Source organism: Kordiimonas lacus, assembly GCF_001550055.1.
GTDB classification, from domain to species: Bacteria; Pseudomonadota; Alphaproteobacteria; order Sphingomonadales; family Kordiimonadaceae; genus Kordiimonas; species Kordiimonas lacus.
Map to the genome: position 1 here is coordinate 829,516 of NZ_LRUA01000006.1, position 14,953 is coordinate 844,468.

Here is a 14,953-nt window from a genome sequence, read left to right on the forward strand (position 1 = left end):
GAGAAGATATCGAAAACCGATGCCTAATGCAAAGCATTATCTGAAAAATAGGCGTGAATAATCCAAAAAACTTACTGACCGAGGCCTGACCGTCCAGTCAACATTGTGATCACTATATAGCGCCTCAAGAAGGCTTTTTAGGCCCGGACTACCCCTGTCCTGTCGATTTGGCGGTGCAGCGACACTACCCACCAAAGCACCAGCACCATGATCAAGCCACCCGCCAGAAGCGGCAGGCCATTGAGCTGCTGGTTCAAAAGCCCGGCAGTCAATGGCCCGGTGGAACGCCCCAGCGACTGCATCGACTGGAACACCCCCATCACCGCGCCGCGTTCGGTTGGTTTCGCCCTGTGAGATGCCAGCGCTGCCATGGATGTGTTGAAAAGTGCGGTCCCAAGGCTGGTGGCGGCAATACCCAGATAAACAAGGCTCGCTGTGGGCACCAGCATGATCAGGAACAGCCCCACCCCCATGAAGAACACCCCGACGCGGGCCAGCGAAATCTCGCCAAACCGGAGCGTCAGGCGCCCGATCAGACCGCCCTGCACAAGCATCAGGATCAGGCCAATCATGAAGAAGAGCTTGCTCATGTCCGGCGGCCCCCACTGGTAGCGCGTTTCCATGAAATAGCTGAGCACCGATTCCATCATCGACAGCGGCACGGTAAAGCACAGCATCATCAGGCAGATCTGAAGCAGAATTGGGCGGGTGCGAATGCGCCCGAAGGCTTCCAGGCGGCTGATGCGGTCTTCGCCTTCCACAGTATCCGTGTGGCTTTCGCGAAAGCGGACGGCAACCACAAGCGCGCCCACAAGCAACAGCCCGGCGGCAATGGCTGCAGGCACGGAAATGGTGGCGGTCTGTGCGTCACCGCCCCCAAAAATGCCGCCCACGGCGGGCCCCAGCGTGAAGGCAAGGCCGATGCCCGCCCCCATAAGCCCCAGCCCTTTCGCCCGGTTTTCCGGCGCTGTCAGGTCGCTCACGGCTGCCATCACCACCGACGTGTTGCCGGAAAAGATGCCGATGAGGGTAAGCCCCAGGAGAACCATGGCCGGCGTATCTGCCATGGTGGCCAGAAACAGATAGCAGGCGGAGGCGCCCACAAGCGTGATGATCAGGATGGGACGTCGGCCAAACCAATCCGACAACCGCCCCCACACGGGGCCAATGATAAACTGAGACAGGCTGTAGCTGGCCAGGATCGGCGTCGCTTCCGCCTGGCTGGCACCCAGGTTTTCCAGCACATACATGATGGACGGCAACAGCATGGCAAAGCCCGCCATCACGAAAAATACGACTAGAAACAGAATCGGCATAAAATATCCGGCGAATTGGGCCGCAAGCGGCCAGGAAACGTCATTGACCGGTTTTACGCACTCCACCCCAATAACTCAACAGCCGTGTCAGCGCCTCGTGGCCTATGCCTAAGTGGGCTCCCCTCAGGCCCCGCCGTCAGCCTTGGGCGGGTCGTCACCTGTCTCAGGTTCTGTCTTGGGTGCTGTTTCAGCTGCGTCGTCAGCCGCAGGCGCGCCATCGCCCCTCGTGTCATCAATCAGCTTCTGTTTCGCGGCTTCACGCTTTTTGCGGCCTTTCTCAAGCTTGGCGCGGCGCTCGGCCTCCTGTTCGGCCTCTGCATCCGCTTCAGCCTTGATGGTTTCCTGCCAGCCATCCACAAGCCCGGCCAGATAGGTCACCAGTCCGGCGTCAGTGCCTTCCGCCAGCTTCTGCGCCTTTGACGCCTTGTTGATCGCGGACGAATAATAGCCCTGACGCGCAAGCGCCAGCGACATGTCCGCTGCCACAATGGCAGAAGACGGCAGAATCTCTTCAGCCTGCCTCAGCTCAGCCATCGCCTTCTGCGTTTCGCCCTGTTGCAGGTAAACCCGCCCCAGCATGGCATGGATTTGGCCGTCCGAGGGCGCACTGGCCGCCAGCCCCACCAGGTCTTTCTCGGCATCATCAAACCGCGACAGGGCAATATAAACCAACGCCCGGTTCTTGATGGCTGACTGATAGTCGACATTTTCCTTGAGCGCCGCGTCGAAATGGCCAAGTGCCGCCTCAAAGTCGCGCTGACGATATTTGACCGACCCCAGGATATTCGCCGCCTGGGCAGACCCCGGCACCCGCGCCTGTATCTTGTGCGCCAAATCCTCGGCCGCTGCGTAATTGCCCTGCCCCAACCACAGGTTGGCCAGTACCGCCATGCTTTCCACATCATCCTGATTCTGCAGATAGTAAGCCTGCAGTTCCTCGGTCGCGCCTTTCTGGTCACCCGCAAAGAAGCGGGCCAGCGCCAGGCGCCGGGTCAGCCCCTTCATCAGTGTTTCACCGTCAGCGCCGCGCTCTGCCGCCAGGCTACGGGCTTCCCTGAGACGGTCCCGAACCTTGGCCACTTCCCCTAGCGCCCCGTGGGCGGCGGCGGCCATCAGGACAGCCTCAAGGTCCCCCTCTTCCTGATCCAGAAGCGGCCTCAGCACATCAAGGGCTTCCTGCGCCCGCCCGCGCTGTGAAATGCTTTCCGCCAGCGCCAGGCGCGTCAAGCGGTCGCTCGGCTGGCCCTCCAGAAACCGCTCCAGATACATGCTGGCCGTGGAATATTTCCCAAGCTGATACGCCACATGCCCGTAGGTGCGCGCAGCCGGCGGGTAAAGCCGCGTCAGGTCCCCCGTTCTCAGTAACAGCGCTTCGGCTTCGCCGGGCTTGCCGGTCATCGCCAGGATCAGTGCCGAATGATATTGCGCCATCGAATTACCGGGCGACAGAGCATAAACCGCATCCAGCTCCTTCTGCGCGTCTTCAAATTTTCGGGTATCAATATAAGTGCCCGCAAGTTCCAGACGCGCAAGCAGGTGGCCACTGCGGGCCGCGACAGCTTGTTTCAAAAGCCCCACGGCTTCCTCATGGCGCCCTTCATAGCGTGCAATGGCGCCGCGCACGTGCAACACGCCCGGGTCGTCCGGGGCCATCTCGCCCGCCTGTTCTGCAAGTCGCCCGGCCTCTGCCAGATCACCCTGCGAAAAAGCCAGAGTCGCCAACCCCAGATAGCCACCGAAATGGTCGGGCCGTTCCTTGATTGCCTGCTGGAAATACTCCCGCGCGGCATCCGGGCCGCGCCGGTCCCGCGCCACGTCGGCTTTCAGCAGCAAGGCATCAAACCGGTCATCTGGCGGGATGTCCCCTTCCACCAGCACCTTCCAGGCGCGGTCCATTTCCCGCTGGGCCACAAGGGCACGAGCCAGCGGCAGCACAAGCTCCGCCTCATCAGCGCCCGCTTCGCGTGCTTTCTCCAGCGCCACCTCTGCCGCAACACCGTCCAATACGTCGTTATAGACCTTCGCCAGCACCAGATAGTCATGCACATCGGCGATATCCGCCTTGTCCTGCGCCTCAATGATTTTGACAACCATCGGAAAATCGCCTGCGTCCACGAACGCATCGATCTCCGCGTCTGTCACGGCGTTATAATCAATATCTTGTTCCGCATCGTTGTCGCCACACGCAGCGAGCATCAGAAGCGATACTAAAGACAACTGTTTCAACATGCCCGAACCCCCATTCAGTTCATGAAACCCATAATGTGATATCCAGCATAGGTGATAACCATTCGCGATTACAACATAGCCGATATTTTCCCGTGACAATTTTATGCAAATGCAATAGAAAGCTTAGCTAATGCCGGAGCCTTTAGGCGCAGATAAACCTAGGTTTACAGTCAGGATTCCGGTTTCGGGCATCGTCGAAAATGACAACCGCAGATAGATAGGGCATAAGCGGTACAAAGCGAATTGGGGTTCGAACGATGAAATTCTTGAAAATGCTTGGCGCGGGGCTTGCGGCCTTTTTCGCTGTATCTACAAGTGCATACAGCCAGGACGCCACCTATCCTTTCATTGATGTAAAATCTGACGTGGGCAGCTACGACCCGGTAGCGCTAGGTGAAGACATACAGCTTGACGGGTGCGGCACCTCCATCTGGGCGGCCAGCGGCACCAGCACCTTTTCCTGGTGCGACATTACCGATTATGCCGAATTCTCGCTGTCCTGGTCAGTGTGGAACTGGGACACCTGGAGCTGGACAACCTTTGCCTCTTTCTCAGGCAACAGCGTAGGCAGCGGCCTGACTGCCGTGGTCAACACTGGTGTTGGCTCACCTTTCACATCGGCGGGTGTCTATTATATCGGACTGCTTGCTGAAGTGACCAGCTCTCAATATAGCCTTGGCAAGGATGTTTCCATCACACTGCCCGGCGGCCTTATCCGTTATCCGGGTGGCGACAGTTCCCTCAGCTATGACGGCAGCACCAACCGGGGCTTTGATTACACTGCGTTGGTAATTGACGACGCGGCATCGGTACCCGAGCCCCTTGGCGCGCTTCTTCTGCTGCCTGGCCTGATTTACATGGCGCGGCGCGAACGCAGACGTCGCAAGGCGTAAGAGGAACATGAGACACAAGAAAGGCCGGAACGATCCGGCCCTTTTTCTATGGCTTTGAACACCAGGCTGTTAGGGTTTCAAGCTACGAAAGGCTTCAGAATTTTGGGGCCTGAACGATATAAGCACCAATGTCCGATTCCCCCAGGGCCCTGTTGGCCTCCAGGCGGTTCATCCCTTCGACCAGCACATAACGGCCTTTGCCGTTGCGCACCTTGATCGGCTTCGGGTCTTCGCCATTCAGCAACTTCTCGGTTACGGCGTCCACCTTGCTTTGGTCCAGCTCACCACGCCTGGCTGTAGGGATGTAAATTTCGTCGATTTTTACAGACACGATTTTCAGCATTATCCGGTTCCATATCTGCTAATGCCCAGCCTTGCAGCATGGGCGTCTGGGCAAGGCGCGCCTGCCGGGTGGCAGAGGCGAATTTTTGAGATATCATAATTGCCCGTCAAGCTTAGCCGATCAGCCGCACTTGGCAAGCCGTATCAGTCTTCGGGGGGCGAGCATTTTCCCGAAAAAAAAAGGTGAGGCACAAAGCGCCTCACCTTCATGTCTTTAGGCTTGTCTTTAAGTCAACTGCAGGTTTTCAGCAGAAGATTTGCCGCGCATTTCGTCGACCTGGATTTCATATCCAACTTCGTCGCCTTCATTGAGGCCGCTCAGACCAGCACGTTCGATTGCGCTGATGTGTACGAATACGTCAGCACCGCCGTCAGTTGGTTTGATGAAGCCGAAGCCTTTGTCTGGGTTGAACCATTTTACAGTACCTGTAGCCATGTGAATTTCCTTTCAGTCTACATTTTGGATAACGGTATTAGTTGTTTAGTGTGTGCCTTTTTCAGGCGATGCCTGCCGCGAGTGACTTGCTCTTGCCGAGCATGCGCATCAAGCCGTCGGTGGGCATTTCCGGCCCAGGTTTGCGCCATGGTGGCGCGCTGGGCTTCCTGCTCTGTGGCTTGCTTTTTATTTCAATGCCACGGCTGGATTTCTGATTCTGCTCTGATGTTGCCTTTGTTGCCTGTGGGCGAGCCTGCGAGGCGGTGCGGGTCTCGTCGCTGCTGTCAGCGCCAACCTTGGCCTGTTCAGCCTTGACCTGATCAGAGGCAGGCAGCAATTGCTGGCCTGTGAGTTTCTCGATCTCGCGCAAAAGCTTCACTTCGGATGCATCGCACAGGGATATGGCAACGCCGCTTCGCCCTGCCCGTGCTGTGCGGCCGATCCGGTGCACATAGGCTTCGGGAACATGGGGCATATCGAAATTGATAACATGCGAGATGTCGTCGATGTCGATGCCGCGGGCTGCAATCTCGGTGGCGACCAGGATTCTGGTTTCGCCGTCCCGGAAGCCTGCCAGGGCCTTCTCGCGCTCGCCCTGACCCTTGTCACCATGAATGGCCTCGGCGGGTTGCCCCGCGCCTGCCAGATGGGCCGCGACCTTGTCCGCGCCGTGTTTGGTGCGGGTAAAGACAATGGCTTTTGTCACCGTGTCGTCGGCCAGAACATCAACAAGAGCACGGCTCTTGGCATTCTTTTCAACACGCATCACGATCTGGGAGATGCGGGCGATCGGCGTTGATGCCGGCGCAACTGAAATTTCGGTCGGGTTGGTCATGAATTCATTTGCCAGCTTCCTGATCTGTGGCGGCATAGTTGCCGACATCAGGATGGTCTGGCGCCCTTTGGGCAGTGCCAGCATGATCTTGCGAAGTTCAGGCAGGAAGCCCATGTCCATCATCTGGTCGGCTTCATCGGCCACCACCTGAAGCGTCTGGTCCAGCCGGATCGCGCCCGATGCCATATGGTCCAAAAGCCGACCCGGCGTCGCGACAATGATGTCGACGCCCGGGGCGCAAGCCGCAATCTGGGGCCGGGGGCTGACGCCGCCGACAACAACAGGGGCGCTCACTTTCATGAACTTGCTGAAGGTCTGGATTTGTTCTGCAATTTGCTGGGCCAGCTCGCGCGTCGGCGTCAGAATGAGCGCGCCGCAAGTTCCTGGCCAATGCCGCTTTTTCCTGGCTGCAATCCGGTTCAGGATCGGCAATACGAAAGAAGCGGTTTTACCGGTTCCTGTCTGCGCGATGCCAATAACGTCGCTGTGGGCGTTCATGGCCGGGATTACATCACGCTGGATAGGTGTTGGGGTAGTATATCCTGCTGCATCAACAGCGCGCAGGACTGACTCAGCAAGGCCGAGGTCTTTAAAATAAGTCAAATAGTCTCTTCAATCCTCCTGCAACACATCACCTCAGGAGGCGACAGAAAGCAGGCACTTTGTTTGGGAAGTCTGTGTAGATCAGCTGCCGTATGTTCTTTGCCAAAATTGGCTATTATTCAAGGCAGCAATCGAAGGATCAATGACGAGAATGGAATGCCGCTGATGAAGTCATCTACACACGGCATTTGCACCGCTTAGAACACGGATCCGGAACAATAGCAAGCAAATCATCAGTTGCCTGCCCATCAACTCGCCCCCCACAGCGTCTGAGCACTGAACATATCATGTCACCCTACCCAGCGCCTAACGCCTTACGATTGACTGATGGTTGTGTGCCACCGTAGGTCCATCCAGATAGCCCCCTTGCTGCTACCCAATAAAAAAGGCCGGAATGATCCGGCCTTTTCATCATTCGATTTCCCAGAACGTCTTACTTCGCTTCAGCCATGATCTGCTGCTGCGCTTCGCCCAGAAACTCTTCAAGGTGCTTCTCAATGCGGTGGCGGGAAATATCCAGGCCTTTGCCTTCGATATCCGCCAGCACCTTGCGAATCACGTCCTCGTCGCCGTCTTCCTCAAGGTCGGATTTCACAACCTCTTTGGCGTAGGCCGCTACGTCGTCACCCGAAAGGCCCATCTCACCGGCCAACCACTCGCCCAGCAGGCGGTTCCGACGCGCGCGCGCCTTGAACATCATGGTCTCGTCGTGGGCGAATTTGTCTTCAAAAGCCTTCTCGCGGCTGTCGAACGTGGTCATTGTTACTCATCCTCTTATCCGAGTCTCAGATCGAGACCCCACTAATTTAGCATAGCGCTTCCCTCTATAAAGGAAATTTCTGCGCACATTTCCAGACCTTAGACGAAACTTCTTGTTATTTGTTACAGAAAGATTGTCGCAGGGAACCTTTTCCCTTATGTTCGCGCCCGCGCAACCCACTGACATCCCTCAAGCTGAGGAAAAGAGGCAATATATGTCCCGCCGCAACAAGATTTACGAAGGCAAGGCCAAAGTTCTGTTCGAAGGCCCTGAGCCCGGCACTATTATCCAATATTTCAAAGATGACGCCACTGCGTTCAATGCCGAAAAAAAAGGCACGCTCGCAGGTAAAGGCGTGGTGAACAACCATATCTCTGAATATATTTTCACGGCCCTGGCCGACATCGGCGTTCCAACGCATTTTATCGAGCGCACGTCCATGCGCGAACAGCTGGTTAAAGCTGTTGAGATCATCCCGGTTGAAGTGATTGTACGCAACATCGCCGCCGGTGGCATCTCCAAGCGCCTTGGGATCGACGAAGGCACCCCGCTGCCCCGCCCGATTGTTGAGTTCTGCTACAAGTCCGACGAGCTGGGCGACCCGCTGATCGCTGAAGAGCATGTGCTGGCGTTTGGCTGGGCCGACGAGATCGAGCTTGAGGAAATGACGCACTATGCCCTGCGCATCAACGATTTCCTCTCCGGCCTGTTTGCCGGCATCGGCATCAAGCTGGTGGATTTCAAGCTTGAGTTCGGCCGCCTTTATGAAGGCGAAGACTGCATCACCATTCTCGCAGACGAGATCAGCCCCGATGGCTGTCGCCTGTGGGACATGAAAACCGGTGAGAAGCTGGACAAGGACCGCTTCCGCCGCGACCTTGGGGGCGAGATGGAAGCCTACCAGGAAGTCGCACGCCGCCTTGGCATTCTGCCGAACGCGGACATCACCGAAATCGCAGATCATCAGAACAAGGGCCAGAAGCAGTAGCTTCTGGTCCGACCTTTTTGTAAGCCCAAAGCCTAACGGCACAATTATCTGACTGAAAGAAAGTGAGCCCAATGAAAGCCCGCATTCACGTGACCCTTAAAAACGGCGTTCTGGACCCTCAAGGCAAAGCCATCGAGCACGCGCTCGGCAACATGGGATTTGACGGTGTCGAAGCCGCCCGCCAAGGCAAATATATCGAGCTGGACCTCAAGTCCACGGATCGCGCATCGGCGGAAAAGGAAGTGGACGAAATGTGCCGCAAGCTTCTGGCCAATACCGTGATTGAAAACTATTCCATCGAACTGGAGTAGATCACATGAAATCCGCGGTTATCGTTTTCCCGGGATCGAACTGCGACCGGGATATGGCTGTCGCCCTTGAGAAGATCACAGGGCAAAAGCCACTCATGGTCTGGCACCAGGAGTATGATTTCGACAAGGTCGATTTCATTGCCCTGCCAGGCGGTTTTTCCTACGGCGACTATCTTCGTTGCGGCGCCATGAGCGCGCGCAGCCACATCATGAAGGAAGTGATCAAGCGCGCGGAAGCGGGCGTGCCCACTTTCGGCGTGTGTAACGGCTTCCAGATCCTGACGGAAACCGGCCTCCTGCCCGGCGCCCTGATGCGCAACGCGGGCCTGCATTTCGTGTGCAAGGACGTGAAGATGACGGTGGAGAACGCCGACACCATGTTCACAAGCGCCTACGCAGCCGGCGAAGAGATCACCATCCCGGTTGCCCACCATGACGGCAACTATTTCGCTGACACTGAGACGCTCGACCGCCTTGAAGGCGAAGGCCAGGTGGCGTTCAAATACAACGAAGACATCAACGGCGCCCAGCGCCGCATCGCCGGCATCACAAACGCCAAAGGCAATGTCCTTGGCATGATGCCTCACCCTGAGCGCATGATCGAACCAGCACTTGGTGGCTCTGACGGCCGCAAGCTGTTCGAATCTGTCATGAACCGACTGGGCTAAGGGGAAGAGCAATGAATAACGGCAACGAAATCAAGATCACCCCGGAACTCGTCAAGGAACACGGGCTGAACGAAGAAGAATATGCGCGCATTGTCTCGGCAATGGGGCGTGAGCCAAACTATACCGAGCTTGGCATCTATAGCGTGATGTGGTCCGAGCACTGCTCCTACAAATCCTCGCGCTTCCACCTGAAGAAGCTGCCCACCAAGGCCCCTTGGGTTATCCAGGGCCCGGGCGAGAACGCCGGCGTGATCGACATTGGCGACGGCCAGGCCGCGATCTTCAAGATGGAAAGCCACAACCACCCATCCTATATCGAGCCCTACCAGGGCGCGGCGACGGGCGTGGGCGGCATTCTGCGCGACGTGTTCACCATGGGCGCCCGGCCTGTGGCCAACATGAACGCGCTCCGCTTCGGCGAGCCTGACCACCCGAAAACCCGCCACCTGCTGGCAGGCGTGGTTGAAGGCATCGGCGGTTACGGCAACTGCGTGGGCGTTCCCACCGTGGGCGGCGAAACCAACTTCGACGAAAGCTACAACGGCAACATCCTTGTGAATGCCATGACCGTTGGCCTCGCAGACACGGACAAGATCTTCTACTGCGCCGCAGCGGGCGTGGGGAACCCTGTTGTCTATGTGGGCAGTAAGACCGGCCGCGACGGCATCCACGGCGCCACCATGGCGTCTGCCGAATTCACCGAAGACAGTGAGGAGAAGCGCCCGACCGTGCAGGTTGGCGACCCCTTCACCGAGAAGCTGCTGATTGAAGCCTGCCTTGAGCTGATGGCCACCGATGCCATCATCGCGATCCAGGACATGGGCGCGGCGGGCCTGACGTCGTCAAGCGTTGAGATGGCATCCAAAGGCGGCGTGGGCTTTGAGCTGGACCTCGATCAGGTGCCACAGCGCGAAGCGAACATGCTCCCTTACGAGATGATGCTGTCTGAGAGCCAGGAGCGCATGCTCATGGTCCTCAAGCCGGGCCGTGAAGACATGGCGAAGAAGATCTTCGAAAAGTGGGAACTGGACTTCGCCGTGATCGGCCATATCACCGACACCGGCAACCTGACGCTGAAGTTCGGCGGCGAAGTGGTGGGCGACATGCCGATCAACAGCCTCGTTGAAGACGCGCCAGAGTATGAGCGCCCCTACGTGCCAACGCCGAAGCGCGACGCGGTGGACGTGGACGCGCCTGCCGACCTCGGCAAGGCTGTGATGGACCTGATCGGTGGCCCGAACCTTTGTTCGCGCCGCTGGATCTGGGAACAGTATGACCACATGGTGATGGGTGACACCATCCAGCGCCCCGGTGGCGACGCCGCTGTTGTGCGCGTGCACGGCACAGAAAAAGCGCTGGCGATCTCAACCGACGTGACCCCACGCTACTGCTACGCCGACCCGGTTGAAGGCGGCCGTCAGGCGGTTGCGGAAACATGGCGGAACATCACGGCTGTGGGCGCGACCCCTCTTGCCATCACCAACTGCCTCAACTTCGGCAACCCCGAGCGCAAGGACATCATGGGCCAGTTCGTCGGCTGCCTTGAAGGCATGGGCGAAGCCTGCCGCGCGCTGGACTACCCGATCGTGTCCGGTAACGTGTCGCTCTATAACGAGACCAACGGCTCCGGCATCCTGCCAACGCCCGCCATCGGCGGCGTGGGCGTGATGGCTGACAGCAACAAGATGGCCACCATCGCGCTTAAAGGCGCGGGCCAGACTGTGGTGCTGATCGGCGAAACCAAGAACGAGCTGGGTGCCAGCCTCTACCAGAAGCAGATTCTGGGCAAGAACGAAGGCTGCCCGCCGCATGTGGACCTGGATATCGAACGCCGCAACGGTGATTTCGTCCGCGCGCTGATTGAAAATGGCCAGGTTTCCACCTGTCATGACCTGTCTGACGGCGGCCTGATCGCAGCCCTCGCGGATATGGCGATCGCGGGCCGTGTGGGCGTGAGTGTGAATGTCGAGGGCGACCTGCCACTTCACGTAGTACTGCTGAGCGAGACCCAGGCGCGTTACCTTGTGGCAACCGACGCCGAGACGGCAGAGACCATCCGCAAGGAAGCCAAGGACGCCGGCATTCCGGTGGCCGTACTGGGCGAGACCGGCGGCGACCGCCTGACCGTCAACGGCGGCGTGCTTGATCTGGCGCTCAGCGACCTCACGGCCGCGCATGAGGGCTGGATGCCGAACTATATGGCAAAAGAGCCGCTGTCGGCCTAAGCAGGCAACACGACTTAATCACGAAAAAGGCGCCCTACCCGGCGCCTTTTTCTGTTTGCGGGTCACACGCCCACCGTGCCGGGGTCGACTAAAGGCCCCGGGCTTCCGCCCAGTCTTTCAACGCATCCAAAATATGCAGGGTCGACCGCCCTTCGTCGGTGATCTCATAGCTCACGGCGAATGGTTTTGTGCTGATCACCGTGCGCACCAGCAAGCCCGCGTCTTCCAGTTCCTTCAGCCGCTGGGTGATCATCTTCTTGCTGGCACCCGGCAGCATCCGGGCAAGCGCATTGAAGCGCACCGGGCCATCCTTCAGGTGCCACAGGATAGTGCCCTTCCATTTGCCGCCAATGATCCGCATGCCGTTTTCAATGGCGCATGGTGTCAGCCAGCCATCGGGCTTGTTGCTCGCATCCATCGCTTCTGCCTCACTCGCATTGCTGCCTGTTTGCATTCGAATTTAGGTTACAAAAAGTATACTAGTTGATTTTATAAACCAATGTACCCACCTTCGCCAGCATCATCTTCATGCAGACGAAGGAGCGACAAATGAAGGATCAGATTACCACGGCACTGGTTATCAACGGCGCGGACCCGAGCGCCTATTCACGCGGCGAGTTTAACACGGCCATGGCAGACGCGGCGGCAGCCGCACTGGCGCCGCATATGACCGTGCTGAGAAGCCGTGTGGCAGACAATTATAATGTGCAGGCTGAGATCGAAAAATATCGGGCGGCCGATCTGGTGATTTATCAGTATCCGGTGTTCTGGTTCATGGTGCCGGGGCGGTTGAAGCAGTATATGGACGATGTGTTCGCCTATGACGCTTTTTTCACCTACAACGATGGCCCGTATGGCAGTGGCGGCCTGATGCACGGCAGGAAGGTGATTTTTTCCACCACCTGGAATGCGCCGGCAGAAGCCTTCGCGGACAGGAATGCCTTCTTCGGCGGCATGAACCCGGCCGAGGCCATCCTGCCCATGCGCAAGGCCCACCAATATTGCGGCTTCACGGAACTGCCCCATTTCTCCAGCCACAATGTGATCAAAGACCCGCAGTTCGCAAGCCACAAGGCCCGGCTTGAAAGCCACCTGCGCAAGGTGCTTCACCTCGAAAAAGCTGTAGCCGCGGCCTGAGCTGTTTTCAATGTCCTCAAGGGGCCAATGGTGCCCCTTTGAGGTGCAGGATTCACTGGCGCCTTTCTATGGATCTAGCGCCGTTCAACGGCACTGATGAGCACGGAAAGGCCGAAGATGAACGCCCCATGGATTGCCGGGGCCACCAACAGGATGGGGATCGCCAGCGGCTCCTGCCAACCGGTATAGCCAACATAAGGGAACCCATAATTCGCCGTCAGCAGAAATGTCCCCACAAAGGCGGGCATCCCGCCCTGCATGACGCCACGCGCCCCCACCTTCAGGCCAGCAATCATAGGCAGGATGATCCAGATGGTCAGTAACGCACCACCGAGTCCCGTGAAAAACTCTCCGGCGATCAGGTAGCAGAGATGCAGAAGCCCAACGGTCGCGAGCCCCGCGATCACCCACTTATAGTGGCCCGGCCCCTCTGAATGCCGATGCCGCCGATGTGGAACTGTCTTCATGTCTGCCTCAATGGTCTCACCTACATCCGCAGCGACAATGCTGCGAATTCATCAGGCATGTACGATGCCATAAATTCTCCACATCTTATGGTATAGTCTGGCCGTACAGAGACAATCATAAAAAGGGAGATCACGTATGACACACTTTATGAAGCCCCTGACCGCCACTGCCATGCTGCTGGCCCTTGCCGCCTGCGGCGATAGCGGCGACAGCACGCAGAAGGCTGACGATACGGCCCCGGCTGCGACGGAAGCCACTGCTGAAAAATCCACCATGGACACAGCTGCCGATATGGCCACAAAGGCCGCTGAGGCTTTGAGCCTGGACACCAGCTCGCTCGACGCTTTCAAATCCAGCCTGGCGACCATGAAAGGGTCGCTGTCAGCAGAAGATCAATCGAAGCTGATGGATGCCCTTTCCGGCATGGTGGCAAGCGACGGCAAATCCAGCACCGGCGGCCTGATGGATACCGCCAAGAAAATGGCTGAGGGCAAGTCGCTCACCGAAACGCTCTATGAAAAAATGGGCGACAAGCTGGACGGCAAGACATTCGAGGACATTCTTGCCATGAACGGTTAAGTCCTTTCAATTTCACGGGAAAAGGCGCCCCAATCTGTGGGCGCCTTTTTCTTTGCGCCCTGCCCGCCACAGCCTTGCCGCACCGTCGTCACAATTCCGCTACAACCCTGCGTTAGTAAAAATAGCCAGGGGCTAGACATTGAGGGAGAATGACCATGAAACGCAATATGGCTCTGAAAGCAACTGTTGGCCTGCTGGCGCTTGGCGCCACCAGCACCTTGTCAAGTCTGCCCGCATTCGCGGAAGAGACAACAGAAGTGGCTGCCGCCGAACAGGCAATGGTGGCCAAACTGGACACCAGTTCACTTGCAACATTCAAGGCAAGTATCCGGGCAATGAAAGCCAGCCTGTCCAGCGAAGACAAAGAGCAATTGACTCTGGCTTTTGAAAAGCTTGCTGCAAGTGCCACTGAACCTGCCGCGGGTGGCGAACCAGGCACTGAAGCCAAAACGCCCGACGTGCGGTCGACCATCGAGATTGTCTATACCACGATGGGCGACAAGCTGAGCGGCAAGACCTTTGCTGAAATTGTTGCCCTGGCTGGGTAACACCTTCAGTTTCGGTCGTCATTCGCCAACTTGATTGGCGAATCTATAGGAAGCCCTGGACTCGCCGGTCAAGCCGGCGAGTGACGAAATGGGAAACTGACCCAAAAAGGCGCCTCACGGGGCACCTTTTCCTTTGCCGGATACAGAGCCGCTATTTGGCTTTCCTGAGGCCCATCAATGCCGCGATGGTCATCAGCACCACGCCGCCCAGGAAAACATAGCCGCCCCATTCAAAATCATCGATGCGCAGGAACAGGCGTTCTGCGATATGCTCGCCTGCTTCTTCAAGCGGGTCCGTGACATGCTTTTCCACTTCGCCCCAGAAGCCATGCTCTCGCTCAAGATGCAGCTGCCAGCGGATGAGCGGCCAACACAGCGCCCCCCAAACGCCCAAGACTGCGACGAAAGCGCCCTTGCGGGATTTCACAACGTCCAGCATTGGCGCCAACACCGCACAGGCAATCAACGCATAAAGCTGCGGCTTGCCAATGTCGGCATAGCTGATCACCTTCAGGTGGATTACATCCAGCAGGGGTGAAAAGGCGCCGATGATGGTCATCAGCGCCCCTGCAAACATCACAAGACTGATGTTTCGGTTCGGTTGCTTCACGGTAT

General features: G+C 57.8%; 17 protein-coding genes. 8 read left to right on the forward strand and 9 right to left on the reverse strand.

Annotation, left to right across the window (positions count from 1 at the left end):
• Positions 1 to 137 precede the first annotated feature (137 nt).
• Entirely contained in the window at positions 138 to 1,382 is a 1,245-nt protein-coding gene (locus KORLAC_RS12040) for an MFS transporter (protein WP_074519458.1), read from the reverse strand.
• A gap of 57 nt (positions 1,383 to 1,439) precedes the next feature.
• Positions 1,440 to 3,545, reverse strand: coding sequence for a tetratricopeptide repeat protein (locus KORLAC_RS12045; RefSeq protein WP_082714646.1), 2,106 nt, complete (start codon positions 3,543 to 3,545; stop codon positions 1,440 to 1,442).
• A gap of 257 nt (positions 3,546 to 3,802) precedes the next feature.
• Here KORLAC_RS12045 and KORLAC_RS12050 point away from each other — a divergent pair, with 257 nt between their 5' ends.
• Positions 3,803 to 4,438 carry a hypothetical protein gene (locus KORLAC_RS12050; RefSeq protein WP_068306899.1) on the forward strand — a complete coding sequence of 212 codons (636 nt, stop codon included), beginning with the start codon at positions 3,803 to 3,805 and terminating at the stop codon, positions 4,436 to 4,438.
• A 94-nt stretch (positions 4,439 to 4,532) separates the two neighbouring features.
• Here the strand turns inward: KORLAC_RS12050 and KORLAC_RS12055 are convergent, their stop codons facing one another.
• From KORLAC_RS12055 to KORLAC_RS12070, 4 genes are all read right to left on the reverse strand, one after another.
• A complete protein-coding gene (locus KORLAC_RS12055; RefSeq protein WP_068306900.1) occupies positions 4,533 to 4,781 on the reverse strand; it encodes a ParB N-terminal domain-containing protein in 249 nt (82 codons plus the stop codon).
• A 225-nt stretch (positions 4,782 to 5,006) separates the two neighbouring features.
• Positions 5,007 to 5,216 (reverse strand): cold-shock protein, encoded by a 210-nt coding sequence (locus tag KORLAC_RS12060; RefSeq protein WP_068306903.1) that lies wholly within the window; start codon positions 5,214 to 5,216, stop codon positions 5,007 to 5,009.
• Between the two features lie 61 nt (positions 5,217 to 5,277).
• A complete protein-coding gene (locus tag KORLAC_RS12065; protein ID WP_068306905.1) occupies positions 5,278 to 6,654 on the reverse strand; it encodes a DEAD/DEAH box helicase in 1,377 nt (458 codons plus the stop codon).
• Positions 6,655 to 7,087: 433 nt separating this feature from the next.
• A complete protein-coding gene (locus KORLAC_RS12070) occupies positions 7,088 to 7,414 on the reverse strand; it encodes a DUF1476 domain-containing protein (protein WP_068306907.1) in 327 nt (108 codons plus the stop codon).
• Between the two features lie 214 nt (positions 7,415 to 7,628).
• Here KORLAC_RS12070 and purC point away from each other — a divergent pair, with 214 nt between their 5' ends.
• The 4 genes from purC (at position 7,629) to purL (ending at position 11,606) form a co-directional block, all read left to right on the forward strand.
• The gene (gene purC, locus KORLAC_RS12075; RefSeq protein WP_068306909.1) at positions 7,629 to 8,402 is read left to right on the forward strand and encodes a phosphoribosylaminoimidazolesuccinocarboxamide synthase; all 774 of its coding nucleotides are present in this window, start codon (positions 7,629 to 7,631) and stop codon (positions 8,400 to 8,402) included.
• 71 nt (positions 8,403 to 8,473) lie between these two features.
• Positions 8,474 to 8,713 (forward strand): phosphoribosylformylglycinamidine synthase subunit PurS, encoded by a 240-nt coding sequence (gene purS, locus KORLAC_RS12080; protein ID WP_068306913.1) that lies wholly within the window; start codon positions 8,474 to 8,476, stop codon positions 8,711 to 8,713.
• A gap of 5 nt (positions 8,714 to 8,718) precedes the next feature.
• Positions 8,719 to 9,381, forward strand: a complete 663-nt coding sequence (gene purQ, locus KORLAC_RS12085) for a phosphoribosylformylglycinamidine synthase subunit PurQ (RefSeq protein WP_068306915.1) — start codon at positions 8,719 to 8,721, stop codon at positions 9,379 to 9,381.
• Positions 9,382 to 9,392: 11 nt separating this feature from the next.
• Positions 9,393 to 11,606, forward strand: coding sequence for a phosphoribosylformylglycinamidine synthase subunit PurL (purL, locus tag KORLAC_RS12090; protein ID WP_068306917.1), 2,214 nt, complete (start codon positions 9,393 to 9,395; stop codon positions 11,604 to 11,606).
• Between the two features lie 88 nt (positions 11,607 to 11,694).
• Here purL and KORLAC_RS12095 read toward each other — a convergent pair whose 3' ends face one another.
• Positions 11,695 to 12,024: a winged helix-turn-helix transcriptional regulator gene (locus KORLAC_RS12095; RefSeq protein ID WP_068306919.1), complete on the reverse strand. Its 330-nt coding sequence runs from the start codon at positions 12,022 to 12,024 to the stop codon at positions 11,695 to 11,697.
• Positions 12,025 to 12,155: 131 nt separating this feature from the next.
• Between KORLAC_RS12095 and KORLAC_RS12100 the strand changes: the two genes are divergently transcribed.
• Positions 12,156 to 12,743: an NAD(P)H-dependent oxidoreductase gene (locus tag KORLAC_RS12100; RefSeq protein WP_068306921.1), complete on the forward strand. Its 588-nt coding sequence runs from the start codon at positions 12,156 to 12,158 to the stop codon at positions 12,741 to 12,743.
• 74 nt (positions 12,744 to 12,817) lie between these two features.
• On the opposite strand, the gene KORLAC_RS12105 is transcribed toward KORLAC_RS12100, so the two are convergent.
• On the reverse strand, positions 12,818 to 13,210 hold the full coding sequence (locus KORLAC_RS12105; RefSeq protein WP_068306924.1) for a hypothetical protein: 393 nt from the start codon (positions 13,208 to 13,210) through the stop codon (positions 12,818 to 12,820).
• A gap of 136 nt (positions 13,211 to 13,346) precedes the next feature.
• On the opposite strand from KORLAC_RS12105, the gene KORLAC_RS12110 reads away from it, so the two are divergent.
• Both KORLAC_RS12110 and KORLAC_RS12115 read left to right on the forward strand, forming a co-directional pair.
• Positions 13,347 to 13,790 (forward strand): hypothetical protein, encoded by a 444-nt coding sequence (locus KORLAC_RS12110; RefSeq protein ID WP_068306926.1) that lies wholly within the window; start codon positions 13,347 to 13,349, stop codon positions 13,788 to 13,790.
• Positions 13,791 to 13,945: 155 nt separating this feature from the next.
• A complete protein-coding gene (locus KORLAC_RS12115; protein ID WP_068306928.1) occupies positions 13,946 to 14,338 on the forward strand; it encodes a hypothetical protein in 393 nt (130 codons plus the stop codon).
• A gap of 151 nt (positions 14,339 to 14,489) precedes the next feature.
• On the opposite strand, the gene KORLAC_RS12120 is transcribed toward KORLAC_RS12115, so the two are convergent.
• Positions 14,490 to 14,948 carry a hypothetical protein gene (locus tag KORLAC_RS12120; protein ID WP_068306929.1) on the reverse strand — a complete coding sequence of 153 codons (459 nt, stop codon included), beginning with the start codon at positions 14,946 to 14,948 and terminating at the stop codon, positions 14,490 to 14,492.
• Positions 14,949 to 14,953 lie beyond the last annotated feature (5 nt).

Coding starts and splice junctions, on each gene's coding strand:
- KORLAC_RS12045 (WP_082714646.1), bottom strand. CDS start 3,545: ATGTTGAAACAGTTGTCTTTAGTATCGCTTCTGATGCTCGCTGCGTGT.
- KORLAC_RS12050 (WP_068306899.1), top strand. CDS start 3,803: ATGAAATTCTTGAAAATGCTTGGCGCGGGGCTTGCGGCCTTTTTCGCT.
- KORLAC_RS12055 (WP_068306900.1), bottom strand. CDS start 4,781: ATGCTGAAAATCGTGTCTGTAAAAATCGACGAAATTTACATCCCTACA.
- KORLAC_RS12060 (WP_068306903.1), bottom strand. CDS start 5,216: ATGGCTACAGGTACTGTAAAATGGTTCAACCCAGACAAAGGCTTCGGC.
- KORLAC_RS12070 (WP_068306907.1), bottom strand. CDS start 7,414: ATGACCACGTTCGACAGCCGCGAGAAGGCTTTTGAAGACAAATTCGCC.
- purC (WP_068306909.1), top strand. CDS start 7,629: ATGTCCCGCCGCAACAAGATTTACGAAGGCAAGGCCAAAGTTCTGTTC.
- purS (WP_068306913.1), top strand. CDS start 8,474: ATGAAAGCCCGCATTCACGTGACCCTTAAAAACGGCGTTCTGGACCCT.
- purQ (WP_068306915.1), top strand. CDS start 8,719: ATGAAATCCGCGGTTATCGTTTTCCCGGGATCGAACTGCGACCGGGAT.
- purL (WP_068306917.1), top strand. CDS start 9,393: ATGAATAACGGCAACGAAATCAAGATCACCCCGGAACTCGTCAAGGAA.
- KORLAC_RS12095 (WP_068306919.1), bottom strand. CDS start 12,024: ATGGATGCGAGCAACAAGCCCGATGGCTGGCTGACACCATGCGCCATT.
- KORLAC_RS12100 (WP_068306921.1), top strand. CDS start 12,156: ATGAAGGATCAGATTACCACGGCACTGGTTATCAACGGCGCGGACCCG.
- KORLAC_RS12105 (WP_068306924.1), bottom strand. CDS start 13,210: ATGAAGACAGTTCCACATCGGCGGCATCGGCATTCAGAGGGGCCGGGC.
- KORLAC_RS12110 (WP_068306926.1), top strand. CDS start 13,347: ATGACACACTTTATGAAGCCCCTGACCGCCACTGCCATGCTGCTGGCC.
- KORLAC_RS12115 (WP_068306928.1), top strand. CDS start 13,946: ATGAAACGCAATATGGCTCTGAAAGCAACTGTTGGCCTGCTGGCGCTT.